This window comes from Morganella sp. TYF_1, assembly GCF_043105645.1.
Taxonomy (GTDB): domain Bacteria; phylum Pseudomonadota; class Gammaproteobacteria; order Enterobacterales; family Enterobacteriaceae; genus Morganella; species Morganella morganii_B.
Genome location: NZ_JBICLU010000026.1, coordinates 420,775 through 436,593, shown reverse-complemented (window position 1 = coordinate 436,593; position 15,819 = coordinate 420,775). Strand labels below are relative to the sequence as shown.

Here is a 15,819-nt window from a genome sequence, read left to right as displayed (position 1 = left end):
GGCGCCTTTCATTCCCCCCGACACGCAGGATCTGCTATGAGTAATATTGACCCGACCCTGATTATCCTCCTGGTCTTAGCCGGGCTCGGGCTTATCAGTAATAATATGACAGTAACCCTGGCCATTCTTTTTCTGCTGGCAGTGCGCATCACGCCGCTTAACGGCTATTTCCCGTTTGTGGAAAAATACGGCCTCAAGCTGGGGATCCTCATTCTGACCGTGGGCGTGATGGCACCGATTGCCAGCGGAAAAATCAGTGCCAATGATGTTTTAGGCTCCTTTCTGAACTGGAAATCATTGCTGGCGATAGCGATCGGCATTCTGGTGTCCTGGCTCGGCAGCCGCGGAGTCACCCTGATGAGTAACCAGCCGTCCACCGTTGCCGGGTTGCTGGTGGGGACGATTATCGGTGTCGCGCTGTTCAGGGGCGTGCCGGTCGGGCCGCTGATTGCGGCGGGGATCCTGTCACTGCTTGTCGGTAAGATGTAGCGGTTTTCTATGTTACCCGCACTGTTTCACGCCTGCACAGAACAGCTCCGCATACAGGGTATCCGCCGTCTGTGGGTACTGAGCGGCAGCGACAACTGGTGTGAATCGCGGCTGCGGGAAATCAGGGACGCGGCTCCCGGTGACTGGCCGGTGATTTCCGCTCAGCTGCCCGGCGGTATACCGGCGGAAAAAGCCCGTTTGTTGCTGGGGCAGGAATTCCTCCACGGCCTATTTGATGCCCGGCGCGGGCTTCACAGCGAAGCACTGGCTATGCTGACCGGTACATTACAGGCGGGCAGCTGGCTGATCCTGCTGCTGCCGCCGGAATCACAGTGGCAGACCCGGCCGGATGAGGACAGTCTGCGCTGGAATGATGGCGGGCAGATGATCCCCGCGCCGCACTTTATGCGTCATTTCGCCCGTACACTCAACAATCCTGCCCATCTTTGCCGGTATGAAGACCGGTCATTTGATATGACACTGCTGCCGCCGCAACCTGAGTGGCTGCCGCCGGACGGCACGCCGACAGCGGCACAGCAGCAGATACTGGCGCAACTCCGCTGCGCGGAACGCGGCATATTCTGTCTGACCGCAGCCAGAGGACGGGGAAAATCTGCTGTAGCCGGTCTGTTCCTGGCAGAAGCGCCGGGCCGTCATTTATTGTGTGCCCCGGCGAAAGCCACTGTCACAGTGATACAGCGCTATCTTCATGATCCACAACAAACAGAATTTATCGCTCCGGATAATTTACTGACACTGGCAGAAACGGCGGATGTCAGCACATACGGCTGGCTGGTGATTGACGAAGCGGCAATGATCCCGCTGCCGCTGCTCAGCCGTTTTACGGCGGTGTTTCCCCGTGTGCTGCTGCTGACCACTGTTCAGGGCTATGAAGGCACCGGACGGGGATTTCTGCTGAAATTCTGCCATTCACTGCCGAAGTTTACCGCACTGACGCTGACGCAGCCGGTGCGCTGGGCAGAGCATGACCCGGCGGAAGCCTGGCTGGATGAGGCTCTGCTGCTTACCGAACCGGCAGAAAAAATCACACCGGCGGGTGAGTGTGAATATCAGTCCGTAACACAGCAGGGGTTATGTGATGACCCGGATTTACTGTCCGGATTTTACGGCCTGCTGACGGCGGCACATTACCGGACGTCCCCGCTGGATTTACGGCGTCTGGCGGATGCGCCGGGACAGCATTTCGCGCTGTTCCGCCACCGGCAGCAGGTGACGGCGGCACTCTGGCTGACAGACGAGGGCGGCTTACCGGCGGCACTGACCCACTCTGTCTGGGCGGGAACGCGGCGGCCGCGCGGAAACCTGCTGGCACAATCACTGGCGGCACACAGTTACTTCCCGCAGGCGGCACAACTGCATTCACGTCGTATCAGCCGTATTGCCGTCCATGCAGGTTACCGGCGTAACGCGCTGGGGCATCAGTTATTACAGCTGGCGGCAGAGGCGGCAAAAAACAGCGGTATGGACTATCTGTCCGTCAGCTTTGGCTATACCCCGGAACTGGCTGCATTCTGGACATCCTGCGGTTTTCGTTTTGCCCGTATGGGCACACATCCGGAAGCAGGCAGCGGATGTTACACCGCAATGCTGTTGCTGCCGCTGACGTCTGCCGGACAGGCACTGACAAATGCCGCAGAACAGCAGTTTGTCCGCGACTGCGCGGTTTTTTCTCAGATATGGGGATTTTCACCGGTACCGCCGGTTCAGGCTGAATCACTCAATGAACGGGAATGGCGGATGCTGGCCGGGTTTGCGTATGCTGCCAAACCACAGGCGGTGGCAGAGCCGGCACTGGTACTTCTGCAAAGGGCATATCCGGCACAGACCGGGGAATTATCACAGTTGCTGTCCGGTAAACCGGAGATACTGAAAGCGCGCCACATCAGCGGGAAAAAGGCATTGCTTAATGCGCAGCGGCAGGAAACGGCCGTGATACTGCAGACACTGCGCCCTGAGTGGGCGCAGCAGACAGCAGCGGACATCAGGGCTTTTTAGATTTATTATCCGGCCAGTCATCCTCATCATCCCACTGCGCATTATTATCACGGTGAGGCGGTAGTTCCCTGCGGTTCTGCAGATATTTTTTGTGATCCACCCGTTTGAGATCTTTAATGGCATTCAGGATCACGCCGACGAACAGTACCAGGATGACCCACCAGTAGTCTGCTAACCAATGCATTGTTGTTACCTTTTTTGTCTGTCATTATCAATTAATTAAAATCAATACGTTATTATCATTCAAAATGAATTCAAAACCATCACAGCAGATTATCACACCTGCCATGCACTGAATAACATTTCCTGATGACCTTTTCCCGGCGGCACACCATGACATTCCGGTGATACCGCCATTGCTGTTTCCTGTTATTTAAACGGGTTCGGGTATTTATTTAAATACCAGGTGCCGAAAATAACGGAAGCGTAGTCGGTTAAATGTCCGACATCACGGTAAACCGGAATGCCGTCAATATCGGTCAGGCAACGCCCGTTATGACATTGAACATCTTTGGGATCAATGATCGTCAGCGATGGGTATTCATTCTTTAGTTTTACAAATAACCGGCTGAACCATTCCTGCTCATCACCATTAAATTGGCCGGCACCACAGTGATTACTGCGGTAATCACGGCGTAATTTTACATTCTGATAAAAACAGGTCATAAAATTATGCGGCATCGGATTAATGGTTTTGATAATAACCGGTTTGGCACCGGAGGTTACAATAATATCCAGCGCTTCACGTAATGCTTTTTCTGTGCGTGACCGGGATTCCCCGGTTGATCGGGTATCACCGGTCTGATTGATGACATGATCACCGGCATAGTTACTCCAGACCTCACCAATAATGACATAATCATAATGTCCTGTTCTGATATCATTGTAATACTGCTGAGTATCATCATAACAGCGTTGGTACACGGTGTTTTTATAATTCCACCAGTCATAAAGATAGACGCCCGGCAGTGTCAGGCAGGATGATGTCGCTTGTGCCCGGATATCCATACCGGCATCTTTTCCGATGACATCCATAAAGCCCCAAAAATGGTTGGCATGAGAGTCGCCAAATAAAAAGGCTTTTTTATCCGCCCCTTTTTTCCCTATATGGCAGACACCGTCGGCTACCGCATTATCATTACTGAGGCATAACGGACGATTGTCATAATGATGGTCTTTCAGTACGTTTTCCATTTTCAGATACGCATCTCCGAGCCTGAAACTGAATCCGTCATGTTTTACAGTGATTTTACTTAATGTCAGTGTGATGATGACAGGAATAATAAATAAAATCAGAAAGGTATATGCAAAGCGCAGCTGAGATTTTCTGAATCTTTTTTCAATGCAGGCATAAGATAAATAAGAGAAAATCAGCGTAATAAACATTGCGGCCAGTTTCTCTGTATTGGTATCGAAATAACCGGTGTAACGTGCAGCAGCAAAAACAGGCCAATGCCATAAATAAAGTGAGTATGATATAGCACCAATAAATACAACAATATTGATTGACAGTATTCTGCTGATAATCGTTTTGTATTGCCCTGTATAAATGATGACCGCAGCACAGGCACAAACAGCAACAGTATAAAAATTAGGATAACCCGGTAATACCGCATCACAGCTGGCGATTAATATTAATACGGCAAAAGCGGCAATTGACAATATATTACAGACTGATTTTTTATTATTTGTTTTTTCAGGCATATAAGCAATGGTCACACCGACCATAAACTCAAAAATACGGGATGAAAATAAATAATAACTTTTATCCGGGTAATTATCTGACAAAAACAGGGACAGAATGACGGTCAGTATCGTCAGTAAGGAAATCACCCGCACGATACTGAAATGATAGCGGCGGCATAATGTGTGCAATAAAAACAGCGCAGGCGGCATCAGAAGATACCATTGCCATTCAATTGCCAGTGACCAGGTATGTAAAAGCGGAAGGTAGACGGAATCCTGAGCGGCATAACTTGTCGTTACCCGTGAAAAATACTGATTTGATAAAAACAATGAGGTATATTTCTCACTGTTCATGACATCAATATAGTCATCCGGTAAATAAAATATTGATGTTATCACCAGAACGAATAACATTACCAATAACAGCGCAGGTTGCAGCCGCCAGAGACGACGTCTGTAAAAATCCGGAAATGAAAAGTTCTTGTCAATAAGTTGTTGTTTTATTATTGATGAGATTAAGAATCCCGAGATGACAAAAAATATATCAACACCAATAAACCCGGATGGGATCAGATTGTCATAGCTGTGGAATATAACAACAAAGAGAACCGCTATTGCTCTCAGCCCGTCGATATCTGATCTGTATTTAATTGACATAGTTAATCAGTTATTTATATTAATTCCGCAAAGTATATCACAGGTATATGACAGCCTCTATGAACAAAAGAAGCCGGTAATGCGCTGATGACTGACCGGATTAAAAACCGATGCCCGTACCTATTCCCGCAGACACGCCTTCTGAGCCTCCGGATGCGCCGATGCCCACCCCGGCACAACCTGACAGCAGAATAACAGCAATAAAGCAGACTATTTTCAGCATATGACCTCTGTACATAAACGGTTGCAATTGTCCGGATAGTATACCGAAAACAAAAAAAAAGCTCTCTGCACCCGCAGAGAGCCGAAAAAAACCAAAATAACCAATTGGTACCACGCGGCAGACAATAACAGCGCTGAGTTAAACGATACTGTAACGGATTCATAAACCGTCAGCATGTTATCGCTTTGTTGACTCGCAACCGGCTCCGTCAGGTGTATTATTCTGCTTTTTTATGGTGCTGTTATCTGGTCTTACCTCTATATCTCTGCTTTATATCAGAAATAACCATTCTGCCGGCCTGATAACCCGCAACAGCGGCTCAGCGCGGCGGTTTGATCTTTATTTTCCGCTGTAATAGAGTCTGGGATAGTTTAATTTTCCGGTTTCGGATCCTTATTTTCTCTGCTGCTTGTTATTGTTATTTCAGGAAAAATTGTTGTCATTCAGATAAGTCAGTCTGTATGCCTTTTCATCCGCCGGTATATTCACTACCAGCGGAATAATGATTTTACGGGAGCATTATGATGGGAAAAACAATCCGTCAGGTAACGTTTGAATTACTCCGGCAACTGAATATCACCACGGTTTTTGGTAATCCCGGTTCGACAGAAGAAACCTTTCTGAAAAATTTTCCGGCAGATTTTCGTTATATCCAGACACTACATGAATCCTCTGCGGTAGCCGCCGCTGATGGCTATGCGCAATCCACCCGTCAGGTCGCACTGGTGAATGTGCATACCTCTGCCGGGCTGAGTAACGCAATGAGTAATATCCTCACCGCGTATATGAACCGCACGCCGCTGATTATTACCGCCGGTAACCAGACCCGTGACATGCTGCTGATGGAGCCGTGGCTGACCAATATTAAGCCCGAAACTCTGCCGGAGCCGTGGGTGAAATGGAGTTATCAGCCGGTGCGGGCGGAAGATGTCCCGGCTGCGTTTATGCGGGCCTATGCCATGGCGCTGCAACCCCCGGCAGGTCCGGTATTTTTATCGATCCCGCTGGATGACTGGGACAAACCGGCTGAAACGGATACCGCGGTTGTCCGTACGGTGTCTCATCGTATCAGTGCTGATCCGGTGCGGATACGGGAATTCGCACAGGTATTGTCGCAGGCGAAAAATCCGGTGCTGATCTACGGCGCATCTCTTGCCCGGGGTGAGGGCTGGGAAGCGGGGATCCGGCTGGCGGAAAAACTGAATATCCCCGTGTTTTCGGCACCGGCCTCCGAGCGTCCGCCGTTTCCGGAATCACATCCGCTGTATGCAGGCGGCCTGCCGTTTGCCATGAAACCGCTCTCGGATAAGCTCACCGGGTACGATGTGGCGCTGGTCATCGGTGCGCCGGTTTTCCGCTATTACCCGTATGTGGCCGGTGACTATATCCCGTCCGGATTGCGGCTGTTGCATATCACCGATGATCCGCAGGAAGCGGGACGGGCGCCGGTCGGGGATAGTCTGCTGAGTGATGCGGTACTGGCGGTTGAGCAGTTAACGGATCGGGTGACGGCGCGCCCGGCGCAGGCAGCCGCTGTCACCAGACAGCCGCACGGCATGGCACCGCATCCTGCTGCGCCGGAAGCGGTATCTGACGGGGCACTGAGTGCCTCACAGCTGTTCCGGGCAGTCAGAAGCGCCATGCCGGAAGAGACGATTCTGACCGAGGAATCCCCCTCTAACCTCGCAGAACTGCATGCCGCCTGGCCGGTGGATAAACCGGACTCATTCTACACCTTTGCCAGCGGGTCACTCGGCTGGACATTACCGGCCAGTGCGGGGATTGCCCTCGGTGAGCGTGACAGCGGGCGTAACCGTCCTGTAGCGGCGATTATCGGTGACGGCTCCATGCAGTATTCTGTGCAGGGATTATGGACTGCCGCACAGCATCAGTTACCGATCCTGTTTGTTATTCCGGAAAACAGGCAGTACGGTATTCTGAAATCTTTCGCGGTACTGGAAGAGACGCCGGGGGTGCCGGGCCTGGATATCCCGGGGCTGGATATTGCGGCTCTTGCCACCGGTTACGGTTGTACAGCGGTCCGGGCAGAAACTGAAGCTGAGGTGATTGCGGCCTGCAAATCCGCATTACAGCGTAAGGGGCCGACTGTGCTCGTCGTGCCGATCCTGCCTTCAGTGCCGCCGCTGATGTGATATCAGTATCAATCATTTGATTCGCTGACAGTCACCTTACTGCCGGTAGTCTGAGCGGCGCTCTGTGCGGAACAGAGCGCCGTTTTGTTGCCGGATCATCATTAATGGTCACAAGCCGGTTGAATAAGATGTTACGCAACGATAACATTGAGTTGCATTCTCATTACCGGAGGCTCAGGACGTGAAGCCGTTCACCCGTATACTGCTGCTGTTATCAGGCTGGATTGCCGTCATCCTGGCAACGCTGGGGGTCGTGCTGCCGGTTTTGCCGACAACGCCGTTCCTGCTGCTGGCAGCGTGGTGTTTCTCCCGTTCATCCCCCCGGTTCCATCACTGGCTGCTGTACCGTTCCTGGTTCGGCGGCTACATCCGTCACTGGCAGACGCACAAAGGCCTGCCGCGCAAAGCAAAACGGCGGGCAGTCATCGTGATCCTGCTGACGTTCGCGGTATCGCTCTTGCTGGTGAAACTGATTTATATCCGGCTGTTACTGCTGTGTATTCTGGTCTGGCTGCTGATCTTTATGCTGCGTCTGCCGGAAACAGATGACATGGCGCCGGAGAAGACTCCGGTGCCGGAGGAGAAATCACCGGATTAATGGCTTTCCGGTAATGTGATATATTGCTGATAAACTGCGTCAAGATTAGCCAGTAACCATGTTTTACCGGCGATATCCTGTGTTTTCAGCACCCTTTCAAGCGTTTCCGGGGTGTAAAGCTGCTCCGCCTCATAAGAGAGCGGCCAGTAGCTGATATGCCACGGTTCATAAGCCACACCGCCGGTCTGGCGCTGTGTGAACGGCAGATAAAAATCAAACTGTGCCATATTGTCCGCCAGCCAGGCGGAAAGGGCGGCAAAATAGCCGCCTTCCTCATACTCCCAAGGCTCAAGCTGAAGGGCGGTGTCAGCAGGCAGACGGAACGGATCGTAATAATCGATCTCTGTTCCCCAGTGGTGACGGCTGGCACCCGGAATAGCAGACCAGCGCAGGATCGCCTGACAACGCTCCGCTTCTGACAGCGCTGAGACATCCAGCGGGCGGTTTTCAGCATCATTGACGGTGCGGATCCCGGTAAATTTTTCATTCCAGATAATCTGCTGACGGGAAAAATCCCGGAAGGAACTGGCGGGCATCAGCTTAAATCCGGCGGTTGCCGCCGCTTTCTGCATGGCGAGAAACGCTTTGGTGGCATTAAATTGCAGATGATGATTACCGGCAAAATTAATGACATGATCACGGGTCTGCCCGGTCAGCATTTCAAAGGTCATCATAGCAGGATCTGCTCCATAATCCGTTGATAGATACGGCTGAGCTGCTGTAAGTCAGCGGCGCTGACGCATTCATTCACTTTATGAATGGTGGCGTTGACGGGACCCAGCTCCACAACCTGTGTGCCCATCCGTGCAATAAAGCGTCCGTCGGAGGTTCCGCCGCTGGTGGAGAGTTCCGGTGTCAGATTACAGTACTGACCGATGGCACGGCAGACCGCACTGGTCAGCGGGCCTTCCGGGGTCAGGAACGGATGTCCGGACAGTGACCAGTGAATGGTATGTTTCAGCTGATGTTTTTCCAGCAGCGCAGCGATACGGGCTTCCAGTGATTCTGCGGTGGATTCGGTGCTGAAGCGGAAATTGAACTGAATAAACAGATCACCCGGAATGATATTATTGCTGCCGGTACCGGCGCGGATATTGGCTATCTGCATGCTGGTCGGCGGGAAGAACGGATTGCCGCTGTCCCAGTGCTCTGCCACCAGCTCCTGTATAAACGGCGCGGCACGGTGAACCGGATTATCGGCCAGATGCGGATAGGCGACATGACCCTGAGTGCCGTGAATGGTCAGGTTTGCGGTAACAGAACCCCGGCGGCCGTTTTTAATCATATCCCCTAATTGTGACTGGCTTGACGGCTCGCCGACCAAACAATATTCCACCTTTTCATGGCGCGCCATCAGCGTATCCACCACTTTCACTGTGCCGTTAACGGCTGATGCTTCTTCATCTGAGGTGATAAGAAAGGCAAGGCGGCCCGGATAGTCCGGATAGCGTTCAGTGAAACGTTCAGCGGCGACAATCATGGCCGCCAGCGAACCTTTCATATCGGCAGCACCGCGCCCGTACAGCATACCGTCAACCAGTGCCGGTTCAAACGGCGGTGTACGCCAGTGGCTGAGGTCACCCGGGGGGACCACATCGGTGTGACCGGCAAAGGCCAGCGTTGTGCCGCTGCCGCCCCGGTATGCCCAGAAATTCTGTGTGTCGCCGAACGGCATGTGTTCGACGGTAAACCCGGCGGCAATCAGGCGTTCAGCCATCAGTGCCTGGCAGCCTTTATCATCCGGGCTGACCGATTCCCGGCTGATAAGCTGTTTTGCCAGTTCTGTTACAGGACAATGCATGGTGTTTCCTTTATCTCAGGCAGGAAGGCTGAAAAATTGCTGATAATCATCAGCTTTAAAACCAAGGTGATAGCGACCATCTGCGGAGATCAGCACCGGGCGTTTGATCAGTGCCGGTTTCTCTGACATCAGGCGGATAGCGGACTGTGCATCTGTCACTGCATCCTGTTCTGTTTTATCCAGCTGACGCCAGGTGGTGCCGCGTTTATTGAGCAGCAGTGTCCAGTCAATATGACGGGCAAATTCACTGAGGAGTTCAGTATCCGCGCCGTCCTGCCGGTAATCATGAAACGCATAGGCTATCTGATGCGCATCCAGCCAGGCACGGGCTTTTTTCATCGTGTCGCAGTTTTTGATCCCGAAAATCCGGCTGACGGAGGTTGTGTTTTTCATTTTTTATCCTTTGTCGTGAACACGAAAAATAGCATAATGCGGGAATTTGATGCAGTTATCCAGAATCTTACGTGCAGAGAGTATTCGATAAATGCAAAAAAGTGGGGTAGCATTACGCCATAACCATGACAAAAACATCCGGAAGATGTTGAGACAGGATCGATGAAAGAGTACTTAGCCGGAAGCACGCTGTTATTTGCCAGCTTTACCCTCGCGGGACAAACGGACGTGTATCTGAATGAACTTCAGCTCAAATTTACCGAAAACAGCGAACTGTGCCTGGATGAACATAAATGGCCGCAGTTCAGCTCAAGTCAGTCAGAGCCATGGATGATTTCACGGCTGAATGCGCTGGCTTCCGTTGGTTTTATCAGTGCAACGATTGAATCGTCCGGTGTGGAATATCAACTGACGGACAAAGGAAAAGACGCCTGGCAGACGCATGAGGATTTTTGTTACGGCGCACTGCGTATCAGTAAAATCAAGGCAATAGAGCCACAGGGCAACGGTATCAGCACCGTGTACTTTTACTATGGTGTAACCGGCATGCCGGACTGGGCACATGATAAAAACATCCGCTACGCTTACAGTGAGGTCGATACTATTCTCCGGGGGATGAATAAAGAAGTTATCCAGGTGGATGTCCGTGAAAACCCGGACGGCACACTGGAGCTGCTCAATTACCCGACACCGGCGAGTATCGACGAAGAAAGTGAGTAACCCCGGAACTGTCATCCCGGGGATCTCTCTCAGCGGGGCAACCGGTATTTCAGATAGAGCAGGCTGGCCGCGAGCCGCGTGGAGACATTCAGTTTTTTCAGTATATTGCGGATATGAACTTTCACTGTCTCTTCTGAAATAAACAACGCCCGTGCAATTTCCTTATTTTTCATCCCGCAGGCCAGTTCTTTGAGAACATCGGCTTCCCGTTGTGTCAGGTAACTGACCGGATCGTGATAGTGTTCACGTTCCTGCAAAATTTTATAAATCGCCTCACTGAAAATCTTTTTTCCTTTAAAGGCATTTTTAATCTGACTTAATAAATAATCAACATCGCAATTCTTTAATAAATAACCATCAGCTCCGGCATCAATAGCAGCATATATATCATTCCGCTCCCGTGATTGTGAAAATACCAGAATATAGCTGGAGATTTTCTTATGACGTAACTTTTTAATAAAATCAATGCCGGAAAACGCACGAACATTAATATCTAATATAATCATTCTGGGGGTGTGCTGATGAATATGACTGAACAAACCATTGTTGTCAGTGAATTCCGGCATGATGGTTAACGCATAATCCGGCTGTAAAAGCATTTTAAAACCATAGCGTAACAACGGATGGTCATCAATAACCATAATAGTGTGATGAGGCATAGAGTTCTCCCTTGCCGGGTGTGCGGTATGAAATTATTTTAATCAAAACGATTTAGTTGATATATTAATTATTGAAATTAAAAATAGACTATGATCGTCAGGACAATTAATTTTTACGCAAAAGTGTTATATGTGCAAATAACAAAGTATTTAAAAATAATAATGTCCCTAATAACATGAAGCACATTATAGGGATAACATTCAGGGTTTAAGACAGGAAGAGATAATTGGCGGTCTGGCCGGAGAAGGTCGCTATTATCAGGTAACCGGCAAGGGATATGTTGTTTTTTTCAACAGCTTCAGTACATTAACTACATGAATATTACACTTTTTTCACTATTCCGCTGTTTATCAGTATACTGTTTATGTAGCGCTGAATAACGTGGACGGCGGCAGATCTTACGCCGCTGACCCGCCCTGACCCTGTTATTAATGCCTGTAAAGGATCCTGAAATGGACGAACAATTAAAACAAAGTGCCCTTGAGTTTCATCAGTTTCCGTCTCCCGGTAAAATTACCGTTACCCCGACCAAACCGCTGACCACCCAGCGTGATCTGGCACTGGCCTATTCACCGGGGGTTGCGGCTCCCTGTCTGGCTATTGCGGATGATCCGCTGGCGGCTTACAAATATACCGCCAAAGGTAATCTGGTCGCCGTTATCTCCAACGGCACAGCGGTGCTTGGCCTCGGTAATATCGGGGCGCTGGCCGGTAAGCCGGTGATGGAAGGAAAGGGAGTTTTATTTAAAAAATTCTCCGGCGTGGATGTTTTTGATATTGAAGTCAATGAAACCGATCCGGACAAACTGGTGGATATCATCGCCTCCCTTGAACCGACATTCGGCGGCATCAACCTCGAAGATATCAAAGCACCGGAATGTTTCTATATTGAAAAGAAACTGCGTGAACGCATGAAAATTCCGGTCTTCCATGATGACCAGCACGGTACCGCGATTATCAGTACCGCTGCGGTTCTTAACGGATTGCGCATTGTTAACAAGGCAATCGGCGATGTTCGTCTGGTGGTCTCCGGTGCCGGGGCTGCATCTGTAGCCTGTATGAACCTGATGGTGCTGCTGGGACTGAAACGCGACAATATTATTGTCTGTGATTCCAAAGGGGTTATCTATAAAGGCCGCGAAGCCAATATGGCGGAAACCAAAGCGGCTTATGCTATTGACGACAACGGCATGCGCACCCTGGCGGATGCGATGCCGGGCGCGGATATTTTCCTCGGTTGTTCCGGCCCGGGCGTGCTGACACCGGAGATGGTCAAAGGTATGGCGCGTGACCCGCTGATCCTGGCACTGGCCAATCCGGAACCGGAAATCCTGCCGCCGCTGGCACTGGCTGTCCGTCCGGATGCCATTATCTGCACCGGGCGTTCAGATTACCCGAACCAGGTCAACAACGTGCTCTGCTTCCCGTTCATTTTCCGCGGCGCGCTGGATGTCGGCGCAACAGCAATTAATGAAGAGATGAAACTGGCCTGCGTGAAGGCGATTGCGGATCTGGCGCTGGCAGAGCAGAGCGAACAGGTCGCCTCCGCTTACGGTGGTCAGGAACTCTCTTTCGGGCGTGAATATATTATCCCGAAACCGTTTGATCCGCGCCTTATCCTGAAAATTGCCCCGGCAGTGGCAAAAGCAGCAATGGAAACCGGCGTGGCGACACGTCCGATTGAGGATTTCAGTGTCTACCTGGAACACCTCAATGAGTTTGTCTACAAAACCACGCTGTTTATGAAGCCGATTTTCTCTATGGCACGCAAAGACCGCAAACGCATCGTGCTGGCTGAAGGGGAAGAACCGCGCATACTGCATGCGACTCAGGAACTGGTCAGCATGGGGCTGGCGTATCCTGTTCTGATTGGCCGCCCGGATGTGATTGAAATGCGAATCAAAAAACTGGGACTGCAGATTGTGCCGGGTCAGGATTTTGAAATCGTTAACAATGAAAGTGATCCGCGTTTTGCTGAATACTGGCAGGAATATTATCAGCTGATGAAGCGTAAGGGCGTGACCCAGGAACAGGCCCGCCGCGCTATTATCACTAACCCGACCAGCATCGGTGCCATCATGGTACACCGTGGCGAGGCGGACGGCATGATTTGCGGGATAATCGGTGATTATCATGATCATTACCGGATTGTGGAAAATGTGTTTGGTTTCCATGACGGTGTGCACACGGCGGGCGCGATGAATGCACTCAGTCTGCCAACGGGGAACACGTTTATCGCGGATACCTATGTGCATGATGATCCGACCGCAGAACAACTGGCGGAGATCACGCTGATGGCGGCGGCTGCGGTGCGCCGGTTCGGTATTGAGCCGAAAGTCGCGCTGTTATCCCGTTCCAGCTTCGGTTCCTGTCCGTCACCGTCCGCAGAAAAAATGCGCGATACCCTGGCGCTGATCCGCGAGCGGGAACCGTCACTGGAAATTGACGGGGAAATGCACGGTGATGCGGCGCTGGTGGAGGCTATCCGCCGTGATCTGATGCCGGACAGCCCGCTGAAAGGCGCGGCAAACCTGCTGATCATGCCGAACGGGGAAGCGGCCCGTATCAGCTATAATCTGCTGCGGGTGACGACCTCGGAAGGGGTGACGGTTGGTCCTGTACTGATGGGGATTAATAAACCGGTGCATATTCTGACGTCTATCTCCTCCGTGCGGCGTATCGTCAACATGGTGGCGCTGGCGGCGGTGGAAGCACAGACTCAGCCGTTGTAAAACAAAGCATGTAAATCAAACGCTCCGGTAACGGGGCGTTATACAGGAAAGATATGCTGAAGATTGAAAAAGTGGATCATATTGCGGTGATTGCTTCTGACCTCACGGCCAGTCTGGCATTTTATTGTGATGTGCTGGGATTGACGGTGCTCAGTGAACATTACCGCGCGGAACGGGATTCTTACAAGGTGGATCTGGCGCTGAACGGGGAGTATCTGCTGGAGCTCTTTACCTTTCCGGCAAGCCCGCCCCGCGTATCACAACCGGAAGCCTGCGGTCTGCGCCATCTGGCATTTGCAGTGCAGGATCTGACCGCATGGGAAACACACCTGAAACACTGCGGTATCCGTTGTGACAGCATTCGCACGGATGAATTTACCGGTAAATCCTTTTTCTTCTGTTTTGACCCGGATAATCTGCCGGTGGAGTTTTATGCCCGCTGACGGATAAAAAAAAGCCAGCGCGATGGCTGGCTGAGAAACTTCGAAATACTGGAAGCAATGTGAGCAATGTCGTTTGCCAATACCTTAGTAATTTACTCAGGTATCTACAGCGAGAATGATAATTTTTCCCATTTAAAAAGTAAAGTGTTTTTTTAATAAAAAACGCTGATTATCTGCACAGAAAGCCAAACCGCACAAAACAGCAAAAGATCACTTTATTAAAATTAAGTGTAAAGTTGTTTAATAATTAAAGTTATTTGGTTAAAAAGCCTTGAAATGTGGCAAAATGCCCCTATTTTCTGAGGCATATGATGGGCACACTATTTAAAGGATCATACTGATATGATGCGAATTGCATTATTTTTACTCACAAACCTGGCCGTAATGGTCGTCTTCGGCATTATTCTGTCGCTGACCGGCGTTCAGAGCCGAAGTGTGACCGGACTGATGATTATGGCAGGGTTATTTGGCTTCGGCGGCGCATTTGTGTCTCTGCTGATGTCAAAATGGATGGCGCTGCGCTCTGTCGGCGGGCAGGTGATCACCAATCCGTCCACTCAGACGGAGTACTGGCTGATGGAGACGGTACGCCGTCAGGCACAGCAGGCCGGTATCGGCATGCCGGAAGTGGCGATTTACCACGCACCGGACATTAACGCCTTTGCAACCGGCGCGCGCCGTGATGCGTCACTGGTAGCGGTCAGTTCCGGGTTACTGGAAAATATGAGCCGCGATGAGGCGGAGGCGGTGATCGCCCATGAGATCAGCCATATCGCGAATGGTGACATGGTGACCATGACGCTGTTACAGGGCGTGGTAAACACCTTTGTTATCTTTATTTCCCGTATTCTGGCACAACTGGCGGCAGGTTTTATGTCAAACAACAATGACGAAAACGCCGGCAATCAGGGCAACCCGATGATTTATTTCGCGGTATCGATGGTACTGGAAATTGTGTTCGGCATTCTGGCCAGCATTATCACCATGTGGTTCTCACGCCGCCGTGAATTCTATGCGGATGCGGGTTCCGCAAAACTGGTAGGCCGCGAGAAGATGATCGCCGCACTGCAGCGCCTGAAAACCAGCTATGAACCACAGGAAGAGGGCAGCATGATGGCGTTTTGCATCAACGGCCGCAATAAATCATTCAGTGAACTGTTTTTATCACATCCGCCGCTGGATAAGCGCATTGAAGCACTGCGCAGCGGTGAATTTCTGAATTAATCTCAGACACCATGGCAAAAAGGC

The 15,819-nt window shown here is 51.0% G+C and carries 15 protein-coding genes and 1 pseudogene; 8 read left to right on the top strand and 8 right to left on the bottom strand.

The window, feature by feature from the left end; all coding sequences use genetic code 11:
• Positions 1-36: 36 nt before the first annotated feature.
• Both ACF8OF_RS15385 and ACF8OF_RS15380 read left to right on the top strand, forming a co-directional pair.
• Positions 37-489 (top strand): DUF441 domain-containing protein, encoded by a 453-nt coding sequence (locus ACF8OF_RS15385; protein WP_025154808.1) that lies wholly within the window; start codon positions 37-39, stop codon positions 487-489.
• Between the two features lie 9 nt (positions 490-498).
• Positions 499-2,505 carry a tRNA(Met) cytidine acetyltransferase TmcA gene (locus tag ACF8OF_RS15380; RefSeq protein ID WP_392497082.1) on the top strand — a complete coding sequence of 669 codons (2,007 nt, stop codon included), beginning with the start codon at positions 499-501 and terminating at the stop codon, positions 2,503-2,505.
• Here ACF8OF_RS15380 and ACF8OF_RS15375 read toward each other — a convergent pair.
• From ACF8OF_RS15375 to ACF8OF_RS15360, 4 genes and pseudogenes are all read right to left on the bottom strand, one after another.
• On the bottom strand, positions 2,492-2,689 hold the full coding sequence (locus ACF8OF_RS15375) for a YpfN family protein (RefSeq protein WP_004239956.1): 198 nt from the start codon (positions 2,687-2,689) through the stop codon (positions 2,492-2,494). The genes ACF8OF_RS15380 and ACF8OF_RS15375 overlap by 14 nt on opposite strands.
• A 185-nt stretch (positions 2,690-2,874) precedes the next feature.
• Complete coding sequence (locus ACF8OF_RS15370; protein WP_392497356.1) at positions 2,875-3,699, bottom strand: SGNH hydrolase domain-containing protein; 825 nt, start codon at positions 3,697-3,699, stop codon at positions 2,875-2,877.
• Between the two features lie 168 nt (positions 3,700-3,867).
• Positions 3,868-4,848, bottom strand: a pseudogene (locus ACF8OF_RS15365) (acyltransferase family protein); the annotation flags it as partial.
• Positions 4,849-4,948: 100 nt separating this feature from the next.
• The gene (locus ACF8OF_RS15360; protein ID WP_275886619.1) at positions 4,949-5,071 is read right to left on the bottom strand and encodes a hypothetical protein; all 123 of its coding nucleotides are present in this window, start codon (positions 5,069-5,071) and stop codon (positions 4,949-4,951) included.
• Positions 5,072-5,592: 521 nt separating this feature from the next.
• Between ACF8OF_RS15360 and mdlC the strand changes: the two genes are divergently transcribed.
• Positions 5,593-7,224 carry a benzoylformate decarboxylase gene (gene mdlC, locus ACF8OF_RS15355; protein WP_392497081.1) on the top strand — a complete coding sequence of 544 codons (1,632 nt, stop codon included), beginning with the start codon at positions 5,593-5,595 and terminating at the stop codon, positions 7,222-7,224.
• A gap of 181 nt (positions 7,225-7,405) precedes the next feature.
• Positions 7,406-7,822 (top strand): DUF454 family protein, encoded by a 417-nt coding sequence (locus ACF8OF_RS15350; RefSeq protein ID WP_392497080.1) that lies wholly within the window; start codon positions 7,406-7,408, stop codon positions 7,820-7,822.
• Here ACF8OF_RS15350 and ACF8OF_RS15345 read toward each other — a convergent pair.
• The 3 genes from ACF8OF_RS15345 to ACF8OF_RS15335 are packed head-to-tail and all read right to left on the bottom strand — an operon-like array spanning position 7,819 to position 10,016.
• Entirely contained in the window at positions 7,819-8,496 is a 678-nt protein-coding gene (locus ACF8OF_RS15345; RefSeq protein WP_392497079.1) for a M15 family metallopeptidase, read from the bottom strand. The genes ACF8OF_RS15350 and ACF8OF_RS15345 overlap by 4 nt on opposite strands.
• Entirely contained in the window at positions 8,493-9,623 is a 1,131-nt protein-coding gene (gene dapE / locus ACF8OF_RS15340) for a succinyl-diaminopimelate desuccinylase (RefSeq protein ID WP_274370278.1), read from the bottom strand. Before dapE ends, ACF8OF_RS15345 begins: the two co-directional genes overlap by 4 nt.
• A 15-nt stretch (positions 9,624-9,638) precedes the next feature.
• On the bottom strand, positions 9,639-10,016 hold the full coding sequence (locus ACF8OF_RS15335) for an ArsC family reductase (protein ID WP_262859346.1): 378 nt from the start codon (positions 10,014-10,016) through the stop codon (positions 9,639-9,641).
• A 162-nt stretch (positions 10,017-10,178) separates the two neighbouring features.
• On the opposite strand from ACF8OF_RS15335, the gene ACF8OF_RS15330 reads away from it, so the two are divergent.
• On the top strand, positions 10,179-10,736 hold the full coding sequence (locus tag ACF8OF_RS15330; RefSeq protein ID WP_262867680.1) for a hypothetical protein: 558 nt from the start codon (positions 10,179-10,181) through the stop codon (positions 10,734-10,736).
• A gap of 29 nt (positions 10,737-10,765) precedes the next feature.
• On the opposite strand, the gene ACF8OF_RS15325 is transcribed toward ACF8OF_RS15330, so the two are convergent.
• Entirely contained in the window at positions 10,766-11,395 is a 630-nt protein-coding gene (locus ACF8OF_RS15325; RefSeq protein ID WP_024473280.1) for a LuxR C-terminal-related transcriptional regulator, read from the bottom strand.
• Between the two features lie 453 nt (positions 11,396-11,848).
• On the opposite strand from ACF8OF_RS15325, the gene maeB reads away from it, so the two are divergent.
• The 3 genes from maeB to htpX all read left to right on the top strand — a co-directional run bounded on the left by maeB (position 11,849) and on the right by htpX (position 15,795).
• Positions 11,849-14,128: an NADP-dependent oxaloacetate-decarboxylating malate dehydrogenase gene (gene maeB / locus ACF8OF_RS15320; RefSeq protein ID WP_279796511.1), complete on the top strand. Its 2,280-nt coding sequence runs from the start codon at positions 11,849-11,851 to the stop codon at positions 14,126-14,128.
• Between the two features lie 53 nt (positions 14,129-14,181).
• On the top strand, positions 14,182-14,571 hold the full coding sequence (locus ACF8OF_RS15315; protein WP_349467183.1) for a VOC family protein: 390 nt from the start codon (positions 14,182-14,184) through the stop codon (positions 14,569-14,571).
• 342 nt (positions 14,572-14,913) lie between these two features.
• The gene (gene htpX, locus ACF8OF_RS15310; RefSeq protein WP_262859341.1) at positions 14,914-15,795 is read left to right on the top strand and encodes a protease HtpX; all 882 of its coding nucleotides are present in this window, start codon (positions 14,914-14,916) and stop codon (positions 15,793-15,795) included.
• Positions 15,796-15,819 lie beyond the last annotated feature (24 nt).